Genomic DNA, 16,119 nt, shown 5'->3' on the forward strand with positions numbered 1-16,119 from the left:
CTTAATGTAGCATGCTGTTTAACTATTCATAATCTCTTCAATATGATCGGCTTCAACCGGGATGTTACCCATCAAATCGATATTGCCATCTTTGGTTATCAGGATATTGTTTTCAAGGCGGACGCCTAAGCCTTCTTCAGGTATGTAGATGCCTGGTTCGCAGGTTAGTATGTTTCCAGGTTCGAATGGTTTGTACCGGCTGGCATAATCATGCACGTCCAGGCCAAGATGGTGCGAGGTGCCGTGCATAAAGTATTTTTTATATAACGGGGCGTTTTTATCCTGTTTTTCAACGTCGTGCCTGTCAAGCAGCCCGATATCAATGAGTTGGCCTGTCATTATTTTGCCAACCTCTTCGTGGTAGTCGTTCCAAACAGTACCATCAATCAATAGTTTTGTAGCTTCGCGCATTACGGTTAAAACAGCGTTATAAACCTGGCGCTGGCGGGTGGTGAAGCGGCCGTTTACGGGTATTGAGCGGGTCATATCGGCATTGTAGTTACCATATTCGGCACCAAAATCAAGCAGTATCACGTCGCCGTCTTTACATACCTGGTTGTTGTCGTTGTAGTGTAACACGATAGCGTTTGCGCCAGAGGCTATAATGGGGTTATAACCATGGCCTGTAGCACGTTGGCGTATAAATTCGTGAATAATTTCGGCCTCAATTTCGTACTCGGTTACCCCTGGTTTTGTGAACTTTAAAACACGTCTGAAGGCATCGTTGGTAATATCGCAAGCCTTTTGCGTGAGCTCGATTTCAATGTCGGATTTTACAACACGGAGGTCGCGCATAATGGGGGCCGAACGGGTATAATTATGAAGCGGATATTTTAGTTTAAGCGCTTCGTACATACGGTAATCCCGGTAAGGAACCGTGTGTACATAGCGATCATTTTCGTTGGCGTTAATGTAAATGTTTTCGGCGTAGTTAATAATACTGTGCAATATGGTATCGTACTCGCTCAGCCAAAAAATGTTTTCAATGCCCGAGGCCTCGCGGGCTTCCTCTTTAGTATACTTGTGCCCCTCCCAAATAGCTATATGTTCGTTGGTTTGTCTTAAAAAAAGTACTTCCCTGTACGCCTTATTAGGACAATCAGGGTACAAAATCAGGATGCTTTGCTCCTGATCGATGCCTGTTAAATAAAAAAAATCGGGGTTTTGCTTAAACATAAAAGCCTGATCACCACTGCGCGGGAACTCATCCGCAGCGTGAAAAATAGCGATTGAGTTGGGTTTTGTTCGCGAAACGAAATTTTTTCTATTATTTGTAAATAAGCTATTTTTTATCGGCAGATATTTCATATTTTATAGTCGATTATTTTCGTAAGTCAATTTTTTTTAGTTATTTGTGTAACTATTACAATTTTTGGAACAATGTTTGGTCATGGTTTCAAACATAATTACTAAATTTGAAAAAAATCACAATTAAAATCGTTTAATCTTAAAAACTATGAATTATTCTACATTAAAGAAAACAGTCGCATTGTCTTTTGCTTCTTTGATGGTTGCCGGTTTAGCTCAGGCTCAGTCGGACTCAACCAAAATGGCAACTACAACGTCATCTGAAACCTCTACGGCCAAAGTATTTGGCGGTTTAGGTCAGTACAGGAAATTTAGCATTGGTGTTAACGGTGGTATTACATCACAATCGTTAGCTACAGGTGGCTCATCTGATTTCCAAAAGAAAAAACTTAGCCTTGGCTACGGTATTTCATTGAAAGAGCAATTAGCTCATTCATTTGCCTTACAGTTAGACCTGAACGGCGGTAAAATTAAAGGTGAAAACCCTGTACGTGCCAATGGTACTTACCGTGACACTTACGTTAGCTACGACACCAAATTTTGGCAGGCAAGCTTAAGCGCGGTTGTTAACGTTGCTACTATCGACTTTATCCGTCGTAAAAATGCTGTTAACTTCTACTTCAAAGCAGGTGGTGGTATCGCGTTTTATGATCCAACAATTTCTCGTAACGATGGTGCAGGTAACACTTTTACCGGTCACTTCAAAAACAACAACACCAGCGGTACCCACTACGTAAAAGAATTGGTTATCCCTGTAGGTGCAGGTGTTAAATTCCGTTTAAGCGACGCGGTTGCTTTAGACCTGGGTTACACTCAAAACTATGTTGACGGTGACAACCTTGACGGCTTCAAAAGAGCATATCCAACTAAAGACCACTACTCATACGGTTACGCTGGTTTAGAATTCACTTTGGGTTCAAAATCAAAACCGGTATTGGAGTGGGTGAACCCGGTTGCTATGATGTATGACGAACTGTATGATGCAGCTTTACGTCAGGAAGTTGAAGCTTTAAAAGGCCGTGTTGCTAACGTTGAAACTGCTGTTAACGACCTGAAAAAAGATTCTGACGGTGACGGTGTTGCTGATCAGTTTGACAAATGCCCAGGTACTGCTGCAGGTAGTGTAGTTGATGGTTCTGGTTGCGTTATCGTATTCCCTAAAGCTGCAGCCGATAGCGTTCCAACAGGTACTGCTTACTCAAACATCCAGTTTGAATTTGACAGTTCAGTATTACGCACTTCATCTTACCCAGTGTTAGATGCTACTTCAGCTGATTTACGTTCATCTGGTGCTGCTGTAGAAGTTGACGGTTACGCTTCATCTGAAGGTACTGCTGCTCACAACTTATCATTATCTAAAGACCGTGCCAACTCAGTAAAAACTTACTTGGTTAACTCTGGTGTTGATGCTAAGAAAGTGAAAGTAAAAGGTTACGGTGAAACTAACCCAATTGCTGACAACTCAACTGAAGAAGGTCGCGTACTTAACCGTCGTGTACAATTCAAAAAGAAATAATATCTGATTAAATATTATTTGCGAAGGCTCCGGATAACCCGGAGCCTTCTTTGTTTTATGGGTTTTTGCTTTAAAACCTACACGTTATATACGGGTACGGTTTTAGGGCGAAAAAAAATATGTAAGTTTGTGTAATGTATTTTTTCAGAAAGAAAGACCCCAACAGGCCCGATAGTTTTAATTTACGGGTGATGCATTTTATTAATGCATTGGCCATTATCATGTTTCTGGCAGGCATTATCTGGAAACTGGTACAGGCATTTATACTAAAAAAATGAAAACAATTATCAATACCAACAATGCACCTGCCCCTATAGGGCCATACAACCAGGCTACTTTTGCCGGCGGATTTTTATTTGTATCGGGCCAGATCCCGATGGATCCGTTGAGCGGCGAAATTATCAGCAGTGATATTAAAGCCGAAGCAACCCAGGTGATGGAAAACATCAAAGCCATTTTAACCGAAGCTGGTTTAAGCTTTGACAACATTGTAAAAACCAGCATTTTTTTAACCGATATGCAAAACTTTGCACAGGTTAACGAAGTGTACGGAACCTATTTTACTGCCGATTTCCCGGCCCGCGAAACCGTACAGGTTGCAGGTTTGCCTAAAGGGGTAAATGTGGAGATTTCGGTTATTGCGGTTAAGTAATTATTGATTTCGGATTTCGGATTTTCGATTTCGGATTTATTTTTGTCTGAACCGGAATTAATCGAATTATTAGAATTTATTGAATTTGATAAGCATTCTGACAATTTCTTAATTCATTTAATTCCGGTTCAGACATTATTCTGCTAATCCTCAAATTCTGTAAATTCTGATTCAGACAAATCGAAAAGCAAATTCCAAAAATTCACCAAATTCGTTTAATTCCGGTTCAGACAAATTCTGATTCAGACAATCAATGGATCCTTTTCAAACGCCGCTTGTTTATTTAAAAGGTGTAGGCCAGTCAAGGGCCGAAGTGTTGAAGAAGGATCTTGAACTGCATACTTTTGAGGATTTGCTGCGCCATTTTCCGTTCAGGTATATAGACCGTACGCGGTTTTATAAGGTGCGTGAGATAAAGGAGGAATTGCCTTATGTACAGGTGCTGGCCCGCGTAGTAAGCAAAGAGATCGTTGGCGAAAAGCAAAGCCGTCGCCTGGTGGCTAAAGCTAAAGATGATACCGGAATTATTGAGCTGGTATGGTTTAAGGGCATTAACTGGATTGAGAAAACCATTATCCCCGGCAATGTTTATATATTATTTGGCAAGCCAGGTTATTTTAACATGATGCCCCAGATGGCGCATCCCGAAATGGAGCCCTATGTACCCGGTGCCCAAAAGCAGGGAAACCTGGCTTTGCAGCCTGTTTATAATTCGACAGAAAAGCTTAAGCAATTTCAACTGGATAGCAAGGGCATTCAAAAACTTACCGCTGCTTTACTGGGTTTGCACGCTAAAGATATCCGCGAAAACCTGCCCTTGTACATCATTAACCAGTTTAAGCTGCTTAACCGGGCGGATGCTTACCGTAATATTCATTTTCCGGGCGATGCTACTTTACTTAATGAAGCCCTTTACAGGTTAAAGTTTGAGGAATTGTTTTTTTTGCAATTGAAGCTGCTTAAAAACAAATTGCTGCATACCCAAAAGTTTAAGGGTAATGTATTTGATAAGGTAGGTAATTACTTTAATGATTTTTATCACCATAAGCTGCCTTTTACATTAACCGATCCGCAAAAAAGGGTATTGAAAGAGATAAGGCAGGATACCCAGCGTGGTGTACAAATGAACCGGTTGTTGCAGGGCGACGTAGGCAGCGGCAAAACCGTTGTGGCGCTGATGAGTATGCTGATAGCTATTGATAATGGCTTTCAAACCTGTATTATGGCACCTACCGAGATTTTGGCCAATCAGCATTACCAAACCATTAAAAGTTTAGTGGGCGATGATTTTATTGAAGTGGCCCTGCTAACCGGATCGACCACGGCAAAGGCCCGCCGAGTGCTACATCAAAAACTGGAAGATGGTGATTTAAAAATACTGGTAGGTACCCATGCACTTATTGAAGATAAGGTGCAGTTTAAAAATCTGGGTTTTGTGGTGATTGACGAGCAGCACCGCTTTGGTGTGGAGCAGCGCGCCAAGCTCTGGCGAAAAAACATTATTCCCCCGCACATACTGGTGATGACGGCCACCCCTATTCCGCGAACATTGGCTATGACTTTATACGGCGATCTGGATGTATCGGTGATCGACCAGCTGCCCGCCGGACGTAAACCTATTGAAACCCGGCATTTTTATGAAAGCCAGCGCCTGCGCATGTTTGGTTTTATGAAACGGGAGATAGCTTTGGGCAGGCAGGTTTATGTGGTTTACCCGCTGATACAGGAGAGTGAAAAACTCGATCTGAAAAATTTGCAGGATGGTATAGAAGCGATGTCGCGCGAATTTCCGCCGCCTCAGTATAATTTGAGTATTGTACACGGCAAAATGAAACCTGCCGAAAAGGATTTTGAGATGCAGCGTTTTATTAAAGGGCAAACACAAATTATGGTAGCCACTACGGTTATTGAGGTTGGGGTGAACGTGCCTAATGCATCGGTAATGATTATTGAAAATGCCGAGCGTTTTGGCCTCTCACAATTGCACCAGTTAAGGGGCAGGGTAGGGCGTGGTGCCGAACAATCATACTGTATTTTGATGAGTAGCCATAAGCTGAGCCACGATGGTAAGATCAGGTTGGAGACGATGGTGAAAACCAATAACGGTTTCGAAATCTCGGAGATTGACCTGCAATTGCGTGGCCCCGGAAATATTGAAGGTACCCAGCAAAGTGGTGTGGTTGACCTGAAAGTTGCCAATCTGGCTACCGATCAGGAACTGCTATTTAAAGTGCGCAAATTTGTTGAAACTATTTTTGAAAAAGATCCTCAATTGGCACACCCTGAAAACCAGGTACTGCACCATGCTTTTGAAACCAAGGGTATGGGGTTGAGTTGGGATAAGATATCGTAAGTAATTCATTTACCAACACGTCATTGCGAGGTACGAAGCAATCCCCGATTAGCAAATCGACCATGAAAATCCGCCCTGTATAGTTTGGGATTGCTTCGTGCCTCGCAATGACGTTATTTATAGTGTATTTTCCCCCTCAAATACTATATTTGGTAAACTGATCTTGTTATCCACATGAAGAAATTTACCCTCTTATTTTCTGCGGCGTTACTGTGCACGCAAGTTAAAGCACAGGATTCATTAACTATCCGAAAAATATACGACGAAGCCCTGGTGAACGGTCAGTGTTATGAAAACCTGCGTTACCTGTGCAAAAATATCGGTCAGCGGATAAGCGGATCGGAAGGTGCGCAAAAATCTGTTGATTGGAGCAAAAAGTTGATGGAGGGCTATGGCTTTAATAAGGTGTACCTGCAGGAAGTAATGGTGCCACATTGGGTACGCGGAGCAAAAGAAGAAGCCGCCATTATTGATGGTAAGACCCGTATCCCCGTGCCAATTGTTGCTTTAGGTATGAGTATAGCTACACCTAAAGCTGGCATCACCGCCAATGTTATCGAAGTTAAAAGTATTAAAGAACTGGAAGGGCTTGGTGAAAGCGTTATAAAAGGTAAAATAGTTTTCTTTAACCGTGCGTTCGACCCGCGTTTTATTGAAACGGGAATGGCTTACGGTACCGCCGGCGATCAGCGTTTTATGGGGCCTGCTGTTGCTGCCAAATTGGGCGCTGCTGGCGTTATTGTACGTTCGCTTACCGAAATTATAGACGATTATCCGCATACCGGTGCTACCCTGGCTGCTCCCGGCAGTAAAATGATCCCGGCCGCGGCGATCTCGACCAAAGCGGCTAATAAACTAAGCGCCATGTTAAAAATGCGCAAGTTCCCGGCGGCTAAGTTTTATTTTAAGCAAAACTGCCAGTTACTGCCCGATGTAAAATCGTACAACGTAATAGGCGAGCTCACCGGTACCGAAAATCCTAATAAATTCATCACTGTTGGCGGTCACCTCGATTCGTGGGATTTGGCCGAAGGCGCGCATGATGATGGTACAGGCGTAATGCAATCGGCCGAGGTGCTGCGTATTTTTAAAGCGGTAGGTTATAAACCTAAAAACTCGGTACGCGCAGTGTTTTTTATGAACGAAGAGAACGGCCATAAAGGTGGTTTAAAATATGCCGAACTGGCCGCGCAAAACAAAGAGCAACACATTGCCGCTATCGAAACCGACGAAGGCGGCTTTACCCCGCGCGGTTTCAGCTTTGCCGATGTATCAAAAGAATTTATTAAAAACATAAACGATAAATACAAAGCTATTTTAGAGCCCTACGAGGTGGATAAATTAACCATTGGCGGTGCCGGTACTGATATCGAACCAATGAAGGAAACTTTACCGGGCGTTGTTTTAATAGGCTTCCGTCCGGATTCGCAACGGTATTTTGATTTACATCATACTGCCAAAGATGTTTTTGAAAATGTAAATAAACGCGAGTTGGAATTAGGTGCAGCGGGTATGGCAGCGTTTATTTATCTGATAGATCAGCACGGGTTGTAAACTTTGATGTTGTCTGAATCAGAATTTACAGAATTTTAAAATTTTCAGAATTGATAGAATGGCTATTCTGTTAATTCTCGAATTCTGTAAATTCTGATTCAGACAATCTCATGTTCATGCTCTAAGCCTACCAATCAAGGTTCTTTTACTACCTTTGCGGCACATCATAAAAACCACCTACCGTGACCGAAGAAGGCGATAGTAAACCCCAAAAAGTAGATTCGTTTGCAGCATTGCGTTATAAAGATTTCAGAGCTTATATAGGCATGCGTTTTTGTTTCACCCTTGCATATTCCATGCAGGCCGTAGTGCTCGGCTTTTACATTTACAGCATTACCCACAGTAAAATAGCCCTTGGTTATATTGGTTTGTGCGAGGCTATTCCGGCCATCGGTATAGCGTTGTATGGCGGCTATATTGCCGATAAATCTGAAAAGCGGAAAATGCTTTTACTCATTTTTAGTGGCGTGTTACTTACTTCATTAGTGATGTTTACCGTTACGCTTAAAAGTATGAGTAATGTGATACATGCAGGGTGGATAGTGCCCATTATGTATTCCATGATATTTTGCAATGGTATAGCACGTGCCTTTTACGGCCCTGCCACTTTTACTATTTATGCCAATAGTATTCCTAAAGAATTATACCCTAATGGCAGTACCTGGAGCAGTAGCAGCTGGCAGGTAGCAGCTATTTTAGGTCCGGCAGCAGGTGGTTTAATTTACGGTTATACTAATAAGATTATTCCTGGATTAATAGGTATAACCGCGGTGTTTGGCTGTATCTTGTTTTTACTGGTAATATCGTTAGTGCTGGTTTTCATGCTTCGTAAATATCCAGCGCAATACGTTCCTAAAGAAAGTATCTGGAAAAGCCTTTCGGAAGGGATCACTTTTGTATTTAGTAATAAGATGATGATAGGTGCTATGAGCCTTGACTTATTCTCGGTGTTTTTTGGTGGTGCCGTTGCATTGCTTCCTGTTTTTGCGAATGAGATATTGAAAGTTGGTGCCGAGGGTTTGGGTATCATGAGGGCTATGTCATCATTAGGAGCAGTGTTAACCATGCTGGTAATGACCCGCTTTTCGCCCATGGGTAAGCCGTGGCGAAATCTGCTTGTCGCTGTAACAGGTTTCGGTTTATCAATTATCTGTTTCGGTTTATCAACCAATTTTTACCTCTCGCTGTTGTTCATCTTTACCGAAGGTGCTTTTGATAGTATCAGCGTAATTATCCGCGGTACATTGATGCAATTGTTAACGCCCGATCATATGCGTGGCCGGGTATCAGCAGTTAACCAGATGTTTATCGGTTCATCAAACGAGATCGGTGCTTTTGAATCAGGCACGGCGGCGCAGTTGCTTGGTACTGTACCATCAGTGATTTTTGGTGGGAGTATGACGATGCTGATTGTGGGGATTACTTATCTTAAAACTAAAAAACTGATCCCGTTGTCGTTGCAGCAAATTCACGCACCGGGTGAGGACGGAATAAAAGAATAGTAAGATTATTATTTTGTCACCTGAGGAACGAAGGATCTTCTTCAATAAGCAAACCCGCTTTACAGGGCGAAGAAGATGCTTGATTCCTCAGCTTGACAAGTCTGTACTCTATTTTTAACTGCATGTTTATTATCATGAAGTTTTCATGTAGCCAATATTATTTTTACCCTATCCCCTTGTTTTGCTGCCTTATAAATTCACATCTTTACGCTGCCTAAAACGGCATAATCAAACCAATACAATACTTTAAACAAAACTCACCCTTACAAACAATGAAAAAGGTAATATTAGTAACAGGAGCATCTTCTGGTATCGGCTTAGCCTGCGCCAACGCCCTGCACGCCGCCGGACACACGGTTTACGGCTCATCGCGCGATCTGAGCCGCATGACATCAGTAGCATTTAAACCTGTTCAGCTTGATGTTACCGACGATGCTTCGGTAAAAGCCGCCATTGATACCATTGTTAAAGCCGAAGGTAAAATTGATGTGCTGGTTAACAATGCCGGTAACGGCGTAACCGGTCCGGCTTATGCCATGCCTGTTGAGAGCGCTAAACAACAGTTTGAAGTTAACTTTTTTGGTGTGATCCGTGTTAGCTCTGCAGTATTGCCGGGTATGATCGAAAAAGGGCAGGGCCTTATAGTAAACATCAGCTCGTTGGCCGGTTTATTCGGCTTGCCATACCAGGGTATGTACAGCGCATCTAAATATGCTATTGAAGGCTACTCACAAAGTTTAAGGATGGAGCTACGCAACACCGGCGTTAAAGTAACCCTCCTAAACCCGGGCGACTTTAAATCAGACTTTAGCCAAAACCGCGCTAAAGTTAAATTCCCAATCAAAAACGATAAACTGGAAACCGAATACAACGCCGCCGTTGCCGCCATGGAAAAAGACGAAAGCATCGCCCCAAGCCCGGAATCGTTAGCTAAAAAGCTGGTTTCGATAGTAGGTTCGTCAAGCCCTAAACACCGTTATTTGGTTGGGCAGGTTGGGCAGACTATTGTGCCTACGTTGAAAGCTATTTTACCGGGTGGATTGTTTGAGAAATTGATGAATGATCATTACGGGATAAAGTAAAATTTGGGTATCCATATAACAATAAAGCCACTCGACATGAAGTGGCTTTATTGTTTAAATATTTTATTCAAACCATTCTCTGCCGTTATCGAGTCGAATCACCATATCCAAAAAGGAAGTTCCTATCTCAATAAAATACTCCCGTTCCATACTAATAAGGTCTGAAAGAATTATGCGATGAGTACCATCGCTTAAAAAATCGATCCCTATAAACTCGCTCGCACCGTTACTCCCAATGCCGAAAACATCAGGGAGATATTCAGTATGCCATATCCCTGGTTGTTTTCTAAAAGTTCGTCGGTCTTCCAAAATTGTACATACTGGCTACCCATCGGGCCTTCAAATGGTTCATAGTTTTTTAGGTAGAATTTGTAATCGCCGGGGAGTTGAAAGGGGATAGCTTCTAATATACACTGTTCCAAAGATTGAGACCTTCGTTCAAATCTGTATTTATTTAATAGCAGTTCAAGTTGTTCCATTTTATCATTAGATAAGGTTTTACGCTCAATAATATCAACGCTGAACAAGCCTTTGCGTAAAACCGATTTGAATTTGTCAACGTTTAGGTAATTGAGTTCAATGAATAATAAATACAGTTTAAGGATTAATAAATCCACCTATAGTATCGTCCTGATATACTATGTCGAAACCCCAGAGGCCCTTTCTTATTGGTAAAGTGACAGTTTTATGCCCGGCCACCAACGTGCCACAAGCATATGATAGCTGCTTATCCAGTCCATGGTTTGTTACTACAATGGATGGTGGAAGGCATTTACCGGGACCTGTACTGCCATTATCGGTGGATATCACTGTAAAAGTCTGTTGTGTTGTTTTCTTATTGGCGCAATAGTAATTTGTTGCCATAAAAATATAGAGAGGGATTGCGGCAGAAGCGTAGCCGTAAAATGCAGAAAGCCATAAAGCGTTAAACGCCGAATAACGTGTCCAAAATAAGCGTATATGTATTACTGAGCTGACTATAGCGAAGGCTGTCCATATCTGCATGGCAGCAGACAGAGGTATAAAAGTAAGATCAAATAATCCAATTTCAGGAAATAACGCAAACACTCCGGCAAAGAAGGCAAGAAATATAAAAAATCGTGTTCTTCGTGATAGTTTAGGTTCAATTGGAGGCCCGTAATAGTTTCTGATCATTTAAACAGAATATTAGCAATTTACATATATTGGGCAGCATAATTTTTAAAAGCCTCCCCGTTAGGGGAGACTTAAATGAGGCTTTTTACGCCGTCAACTTCTTATACTTAATCCTTTTCGGCCCAACATCGCCCAGGCGTTTCTTTCTGTTTTCTTCGTAATCCGAATAGTTTCCTTCAAAAAAGTAAACCTGCGAGTTGCCTTCAAAGGCCAGGATGTGGGTACAGATACGGTCGAGGAACCAGCGGTCGTGGCTGATCACTACGGCGCAGCCGCCAAAGTTTTCCAAAGCTTCTTCCAGCGCACGTAAGGTGTTTACGTCGATATCGTTGGTAGGCTCATCCAGCAGCAATACGTTCGATCCTTTTTTTAGCGTTATGGATAAGTGCACACGGTTACGCTCACCGCCTGACAGTACACCTACTTTTTTCTGCTGATCGGCACCGTTAAAGTTAAAGCGCGATACATAAGCCCTTGAGTTAAGCGGACGGTTACCTACCATAATGGTTTCCAAACCACCGGTTACGTTTTCCCAAACAGATTTATTAGGGTCAAGGTCATCATGCATTTGATCTACATAACCCAAAGCAACGGTTTCACCAACACGGAAAGTTCCGGCATCAGGTTGATCCTGCCCGGTAATTAAACGGAACAGGGTAGTTTTACCCGCACCGTTGGGGCCGATGATACCGACGATGCCCGCCGGAGGTAAAGAAAAGCTCAGGTTATCAAATAGTAATTTATCACCGTATGATTTGCTTACGTTATTAGCCTCGATCACCACATTGCCCAAACGCGGGCCTGGTGGGATAAACAACTCCAGTTTTTCTTCGCGTTCTTTGGTTTCTTCGGATGCCAGTTTTTCGTAGTTGCCTAAACGGGCTTTTGATTTGGCGTGGCGGCCTTTTGGTCCCATGCGTACCCATTCCAACTCGCGCTCCAGGGTTTTCTGGCGTTTGCTTTCGCTTTTCTCTTCCTGGGCTAAACGTTTCGCTTTCTGATCTAACCATGATGAATAGTTGCCTTTCCACGGGATGCCTTCTCCACGGTCAAGTTCCAGGATCCAGCCTGCAACATTGTCAAGGAAATACCTGTCGTGCGTTACAGCTATAACGGTACCTTTATATTGCTGTAAGTGTTGCTCCAGCCAATCGATAGATTCGGCATCTAAGTGGTTGGTAGGCTCATCCAGCAACAATACATCCGGTTCTTTCAACAACAAACGACACAAAGCCACGCGACGGCGCTCACCGCCCGATAGTACCGAAATTTTGGTATCAGGCTCAGGGCAACGCAGGGCATCCATAGCACGTTCAAGCTTGGTATCAAGTTCCCATGCGTTTACGGCGTCAATTTTATCCTGCAATTCGCCCTGGCGGTTCATGAGTTTATCCATGGCGTCGGCATCCTCATAATATTCAGGAAGACCGAATTTCTCGTTGATCTCTTCGTACTCTTTTAATAAAGCGGTTGTTTCGGCAACGCCTTCTTCAACTATTTCGCGTACTGTTTTTTCGGGATCAAGCTCCGGCTCCTGGCTCAGGTAACCTACGGTATAGCCAGGCGAAAAAACAACCTCGCCTATATTAGTTTTATCGATACCCGCAATGATCTTTAACAGCGATGATTTACCGGAACCGTTAAGACCGATAACCCCGATTTTAGCGCCGTAAAAAAACGAGAGGTAGATGTTTTTTAATACTGTTTTTTGCGGGGGATAAATCTTACTAACCCCGGCCATTGAAAAAATTATCTTTTCGTCTGCCATTATAATTGATCAATAAATAGAAATTCAAATATGGATAAAATAGCTGGAACAGCCATAGTAACTCAATGTTTAAAGGTTAGTAATTTTTTGCGCCGAAATGAGTTTATAGTGTTAAATTTATTTTAACCGAAGTTTAGGAACGCGTACAACTAAAGCGGGTATTTTGACGTATATAAGTTATATGACGATTATTACAGGCTAATGCCTAATTGTCATAGTTTATGACGAAATGCCCTGAAAGGTGGAAATGTTATAAAATATCCAAAAAATGTTTAAACTTTTTTAGCAATTTTATATCAAACAGGTACGTTTCGTTCGTATATTGTAAAAAAATAGCTTGTTAGCATGCTTTTCAGATAAAAACTATTGATTGATGCCAAACTTTGATACATTGCGTATCATAACAATGTCTGTTTCTGCAAAGCTTAAAATGTTGGCAATATTGTTGATGACAGTTTAAACAGACGTTGGCGTTTTTAAAATCTAATTTAACAACAAGGGCGTTCAATAATAAGAAAGGTATATATGGAAGCTAAATTTTCGCCGAGGGTAAAAGATGTTATTCAATATAGCAGGGAAGAGGCATTACGTCTTGGGCATGACTATATAGGTACTGAACATCTCTTGCTTGGGCTTATCCGCGATGGGGATGGTGTAGCAATTAAATTGCTGAAGGGATTGAACGTTGATACCGCAAAACTTCGCCGCGCCGTTGAGGATGCAGTAAAGGGAACTATTGGAACAAACGTACATATCGGCAGCATCCCGCTAACAAAACAGGCCGAGAAGGTATTGAAGATAACTTATCTGGAAGCCAAAATATTTAAAAGCGATGTGATTGGTACAGAGCACCTGCTACTGTCAATCCTTCGCGATGAAGACAACATTGCCTCACAGATACTGGTGCAGTTTAATGTAAACTACGAGGTATTTAAAGGCGAGGTTGAATCGCACAAAAACGATGTTACCGACGAGATGCCGGGTTCACCTACAGGCGGCGACGATGATTTTAAAGAAGAAGAATCATTCAGCCAGCCTAAAAAAGTATCCGACATTAAATCAAAAACACCGGTGCTTGATAACTTTGGCCGTGACTTAACCCGCGCCGCCGAAGATGGTAAGCTTGACCCGATCGTAGGTCGTGAAAAAGAGATCGAAAGGGTATCACAAATTTTATCGCGCCGTAAAAAGAACAACCCTATCCTTATAGGTGAGCCGGGTGTAGGTAAATCGGCCATTGCCGAGGGCCTTGCATTACGCATTGTTCAGCGCAAAGTATCACGTGTATTGTTCAATAAGCGTGTAGTTACACTTGATTTAGCCTCGTTGGTGGCAGGTACCAAATACCGCGGCCAGTTTGAAGAGCGTATGAAGGCTGTGATGAACGAATTGGAAAAATCACCTGATGTAATTTTATTTATCGACGAGATCCATACTATTGTAGGTGCTGGTGGTGCTTCAGGTTCGCTTGATGCTTCGAACATGTTTAAACCGGCTTTGGCGAGGGGAGAGATACAATGCATTGGCGCTACTACTTTAGATGAGTACCGTCAGTACATCGAGAAAGATGGCGCTTTAGATCGTCGTTTCCAAAAAGTAATGGTTGAGCCGGCTACCCCGTCTGAAACCGTTGAGATCCTGAACCGCATTAAGGAGAAATACGAAGAACACCACGGTGTTACCTATACTCCCGAAGCGATCAATGCCTGCGTTAACTTAACCACCCGTTACATTACCGACAGGTTTTTACCGGACAAAGCTATCGACGCGCTTGACGAAGCTGGTTCACGCGTTCACTTAACCAATATTCACGTGCCTCAAAACATTCTGGATATTGAGCAAAAGATAGAACAGATCAAGATCGAGAAAAACAAGGTTGTTCGCAGCCAGAAATACGAAGAAGCAGCACAGCTTCGTGATACCGAGAAAAACCTTTTGGTTGAGCTTGACCAGGCTAAAGCAGTTTGGGAAGCCGAAACAAAATCAAAACGTTACACTGTAACCGAAGATAACGTTGCCGAAGTAGTATCAATGATGACCGGCATCCCTGTACAACGTGTAGGCCAGGCCGACAGCCAGAAACTGTTACACATGACAGATACTGTTGCCGGTAAGATCATTGGTCAGGATGATGCTATCAAAAAGCTAACCCGCGCTATTCAGCGTACCCGTGCCGGTTTGAAAGATCCTAAAAAGCCAATCGGTTCGTTCATATTCTTAGGCCCTACAGGTGTTGGTAAAACCGAGCTTGCCAAAGAGCTTGCCCGTTTTATGTTTGATACCGAGGATGCCCTGATCCAGATTGACATGAGCGAATACATGGAGAAATTCGCAGTATCCCGTTTAGTAGGTGCGCCTCCGGGCTACGTAGGTTACGAAGAAGGCGGTCAGCTTACTGAAAAAGTTCGTCGTAAACCATACGCTGTTGTGTTGTTGGATGAGATCGAAAAAGCTCACCCTGATGTATTCAATATCCTGTTACAGGTATTGGATGAAGGTCAATTGACTGACTCATTAGGTCGTAAGGTTGACTTCAGGAACACCATCATTATCATGACATCGAATATCGGTGCACGCCAGTTGAAAGATTTTGGCCAGGGTGTAGGTTTCACTACCAGTGCTAAAACTTTACAGGCCGAGAACCACTCACGCGGCGTGATTGAGAATGCTCTGAAACGTGCTTTCGCTCCGGAATTCCTGAACCGTATTGATGATGTGATCGTGTTCAACTCATTGGGTAAAGAAGAGATCTTCAAGATCATCGATATCGAACTGGCAGCTTTATTTAGCCGTGTAAACGGTTTGGGCTTTAAAATTGAGCTTACCGAAGCAGCAAAAGAGTTTATTGCCGAAAAAGGTTACGATTCGCAATTTGGTGCACGTCCGTTAAAACGTGCCATCCAGAAATACCTGGAAGACCCAATTGCCGAAGAAATCCTGAAAGGCGAACTGGTTGACGGCGACGTGATGGTAGTTGACTTTGATAAAGAAACCAACGAGATCAAAATCACCGACCGTAAAGGCGAAAACAAAAAGCCTGAGCAGGAAGAGCAGAAATAATCAAGTATTTGATTGAATATATAAACGCCCCGTTTCAAAAATTGAAACGGGGCGTTTTTGTCTGAACCGGGATTTGGGGGGATTTTTGGGATGGGCAGGATTTTGATTTTGTCTGAACTGGAATTTGGGGGAATTAAAGAATTAACAGAATGCTAATCAAATTCGATAA

Annotated in this window: 12 protein-coding genes; 8 read left to right on the forward strand and 4 right to left on the reverse strand. The window is 42.7% G+C overall.

What is annotated here, in order from left to right:
* Window positions 1-18 precede the first annotated feature (18 nt).
* Window positions 19-1,308 carry an aminopeptidase P N-terminal domain-containing protein gene (locus tag HYN43_RS00105; RefSeq protein ID WP_119407514.1) on the reverse strand — a complete coding sequence of 430 codons (1,290 nt, stop codon included), beginning with the start codon at window positions 1,306-1,308 and terminating at the stop codon, window positions 19-21.
* Between the two features lie 148 nt (window positions 1,309-1,456).
* Between HYN43_RS00105 and HYN43_RS00110 the strand changes: the two genes are divergently transcribed.
* The 7 genes from HYN43_RS00110 (at window position 1,457) to HYN43_RS00135 (ending at window position 9,967) form a co-directional block, all read left to right on the forward strand.
* Window positions 1,457-2,824 carry an OmpA family protein gene (locus tag HYN43_RS00110; RefSeq protein ID WP_119407515.1) on the forward strand — a complete coding sequence of 456 codons (1,368 nt, stop codon included), beginning with the start codon at window positions 1,457-1,459 and terminating at the stop codon, window positions 2,822-2,824.
* A gap of 134 nt (window positions 2,825-2,958) precedes the next feature.
* Entirely contained in the window at window positions 2,959-3,102 is a 144-nt protein-coding gene (locus tag HYN43_RS30070; protein WP_162996230.1) for a DUF6728 family protein, read from the forward strand.
* Complete coding sequence (locus HYN43_RS00115) at window positions 3,099-3,476, forward strand: RidA family protein (protein ID WP_119407516.1); 378 nt, start codon at window positions 3,099-3,101, stop codon at window positions 3,474-3,476. Before HYN43_RS30070 ends, HYN43_RS00115 begins: the two co-directional genes overlap by 4 nt.
* A 253-nt stretch (window positions 3,477-3,729) precedes the next feature.
* A complete protein-coding gene (gene recG, locus HYN43_RS00120) occupies window positions 3,730-5,829 on the forward strand; it encodes an ATP-dependent DNA helicase RecG (protein WP_119407517.1) in 2,100 nt (699 codons plus the stop codon).
* Between the two features lie 174 nt (window positions 5,830-6,003).
* Window positions 6,004-7,383: a M20/M25/M40 family metallo-hydrolase gene (locus HYN43_RS00125; RefSeq protein WP_119407518.1), complete on the forward strand. Its 1,380-nt coding sequence runs from the start codon at window positions 6,004-6,006 to the stop codon at window positions 7,381-7,383.
* 182 nt (window positions 7,384-7,565) lie between these two features.
* Window positions 7,566-8,885 carry an MFS transporter gene (locus HYN43_RS00130; protein WP_245447095.1) on the forward strand — a complete coding sequence of 440 codons (1,320 nt, stop codon included), beginning with the start codon at window positions 7,566-7,568 and terminating at the stop codon, window positions 8,883-8,885.
* Window positions 8,886-9,157: 272 nt separating this feature from the next.
* The gene (locus HYN43_RS00135) at window positions 9,158-9,967 is read left to right on the forward strand and encodes an SDR family oxidoreductase (RefSeq protein ID WP_119407519.1); all 810 of its coding nucleotides are present in this window, start codon (window positions 9,158-9,160) and stop codon (window positions 9,965-9,967) included.
* Window positions 9,968-10,173: 206 nt separating this feature from the next.
* Here the strand turns inward: HYN43_RS00135 and HYN43_RS00140 are convergent, their stop codons facing one another.
* From HYN43_RS00140 to ettA, 3 genes are all read right to left on the reverse strand, one after another.
* Window positions 10,174-10,584 (reverse strand): hypothetical protein, encoded by a 411-nt coding sequence (locus tag HYN43_RS00140; RefSeq protein WP_119407520.1) that lies wholly within the window; start codon window positions 10,582-10,584, stop codon window positions 10,174-10,176.
* A complete protein-coding gene (locus HYN43_RS00145; RefSeq protein ID WP_119407521.1) occupies window positions 10,565-11,122 on the reverse strand; it encodes a hypothetical protein in 558 nt (185 codons plus the stop codon). Before HYN43_RS00145 ends, HYN43_RS00140 begins: the two co-directional genes overlap by 20 nt.
* A gap of 85 nt (window positions 11,123-11,207) precedes the next feature.
* Window positions 11,208-12,890 carry an energy-dependent translational throttle protein EttA gene (gene ettA, locus HYN43_RS00150; RefSeq protein WP_119407522.1) on the reverse strand — a complete coding sequence of 561 codons (1,683 nt, stop codon included), beginning with the start codon at window positions 12,888-12,890 and terminating at the stop codon, window positions 11,208-11,210.
* Between the two features lie 525 nt (window positions 12,891-13,415).
* Between ettA and HYN43_RS00155 the strand changes: the two genes are divergently transcribed.
* A complete protein-coding gene (locus HYN43_RS00155; RefSeq protein WP_119407523.1) occupies window positions 13,416-15,950 on the forward strand; it encodes an ATP-dependent Clp protease ATP-binding subunit in 2,535 nt (844 codons plus the stop codon).
* Window positions 15,951-16,119 lie beyond the last annotated feature (169 nt).

Origin of the sequence: Mucilaginibacter celer (assembly GCF_003576455.2) — a bacterium.
Lineage (GTDB): Bacteria > Bacteroidota > Bacteroidia > Sphingobacteriales > Sphingobacteriaceae > Mucilaginibacter > Mucilaginibacter celer.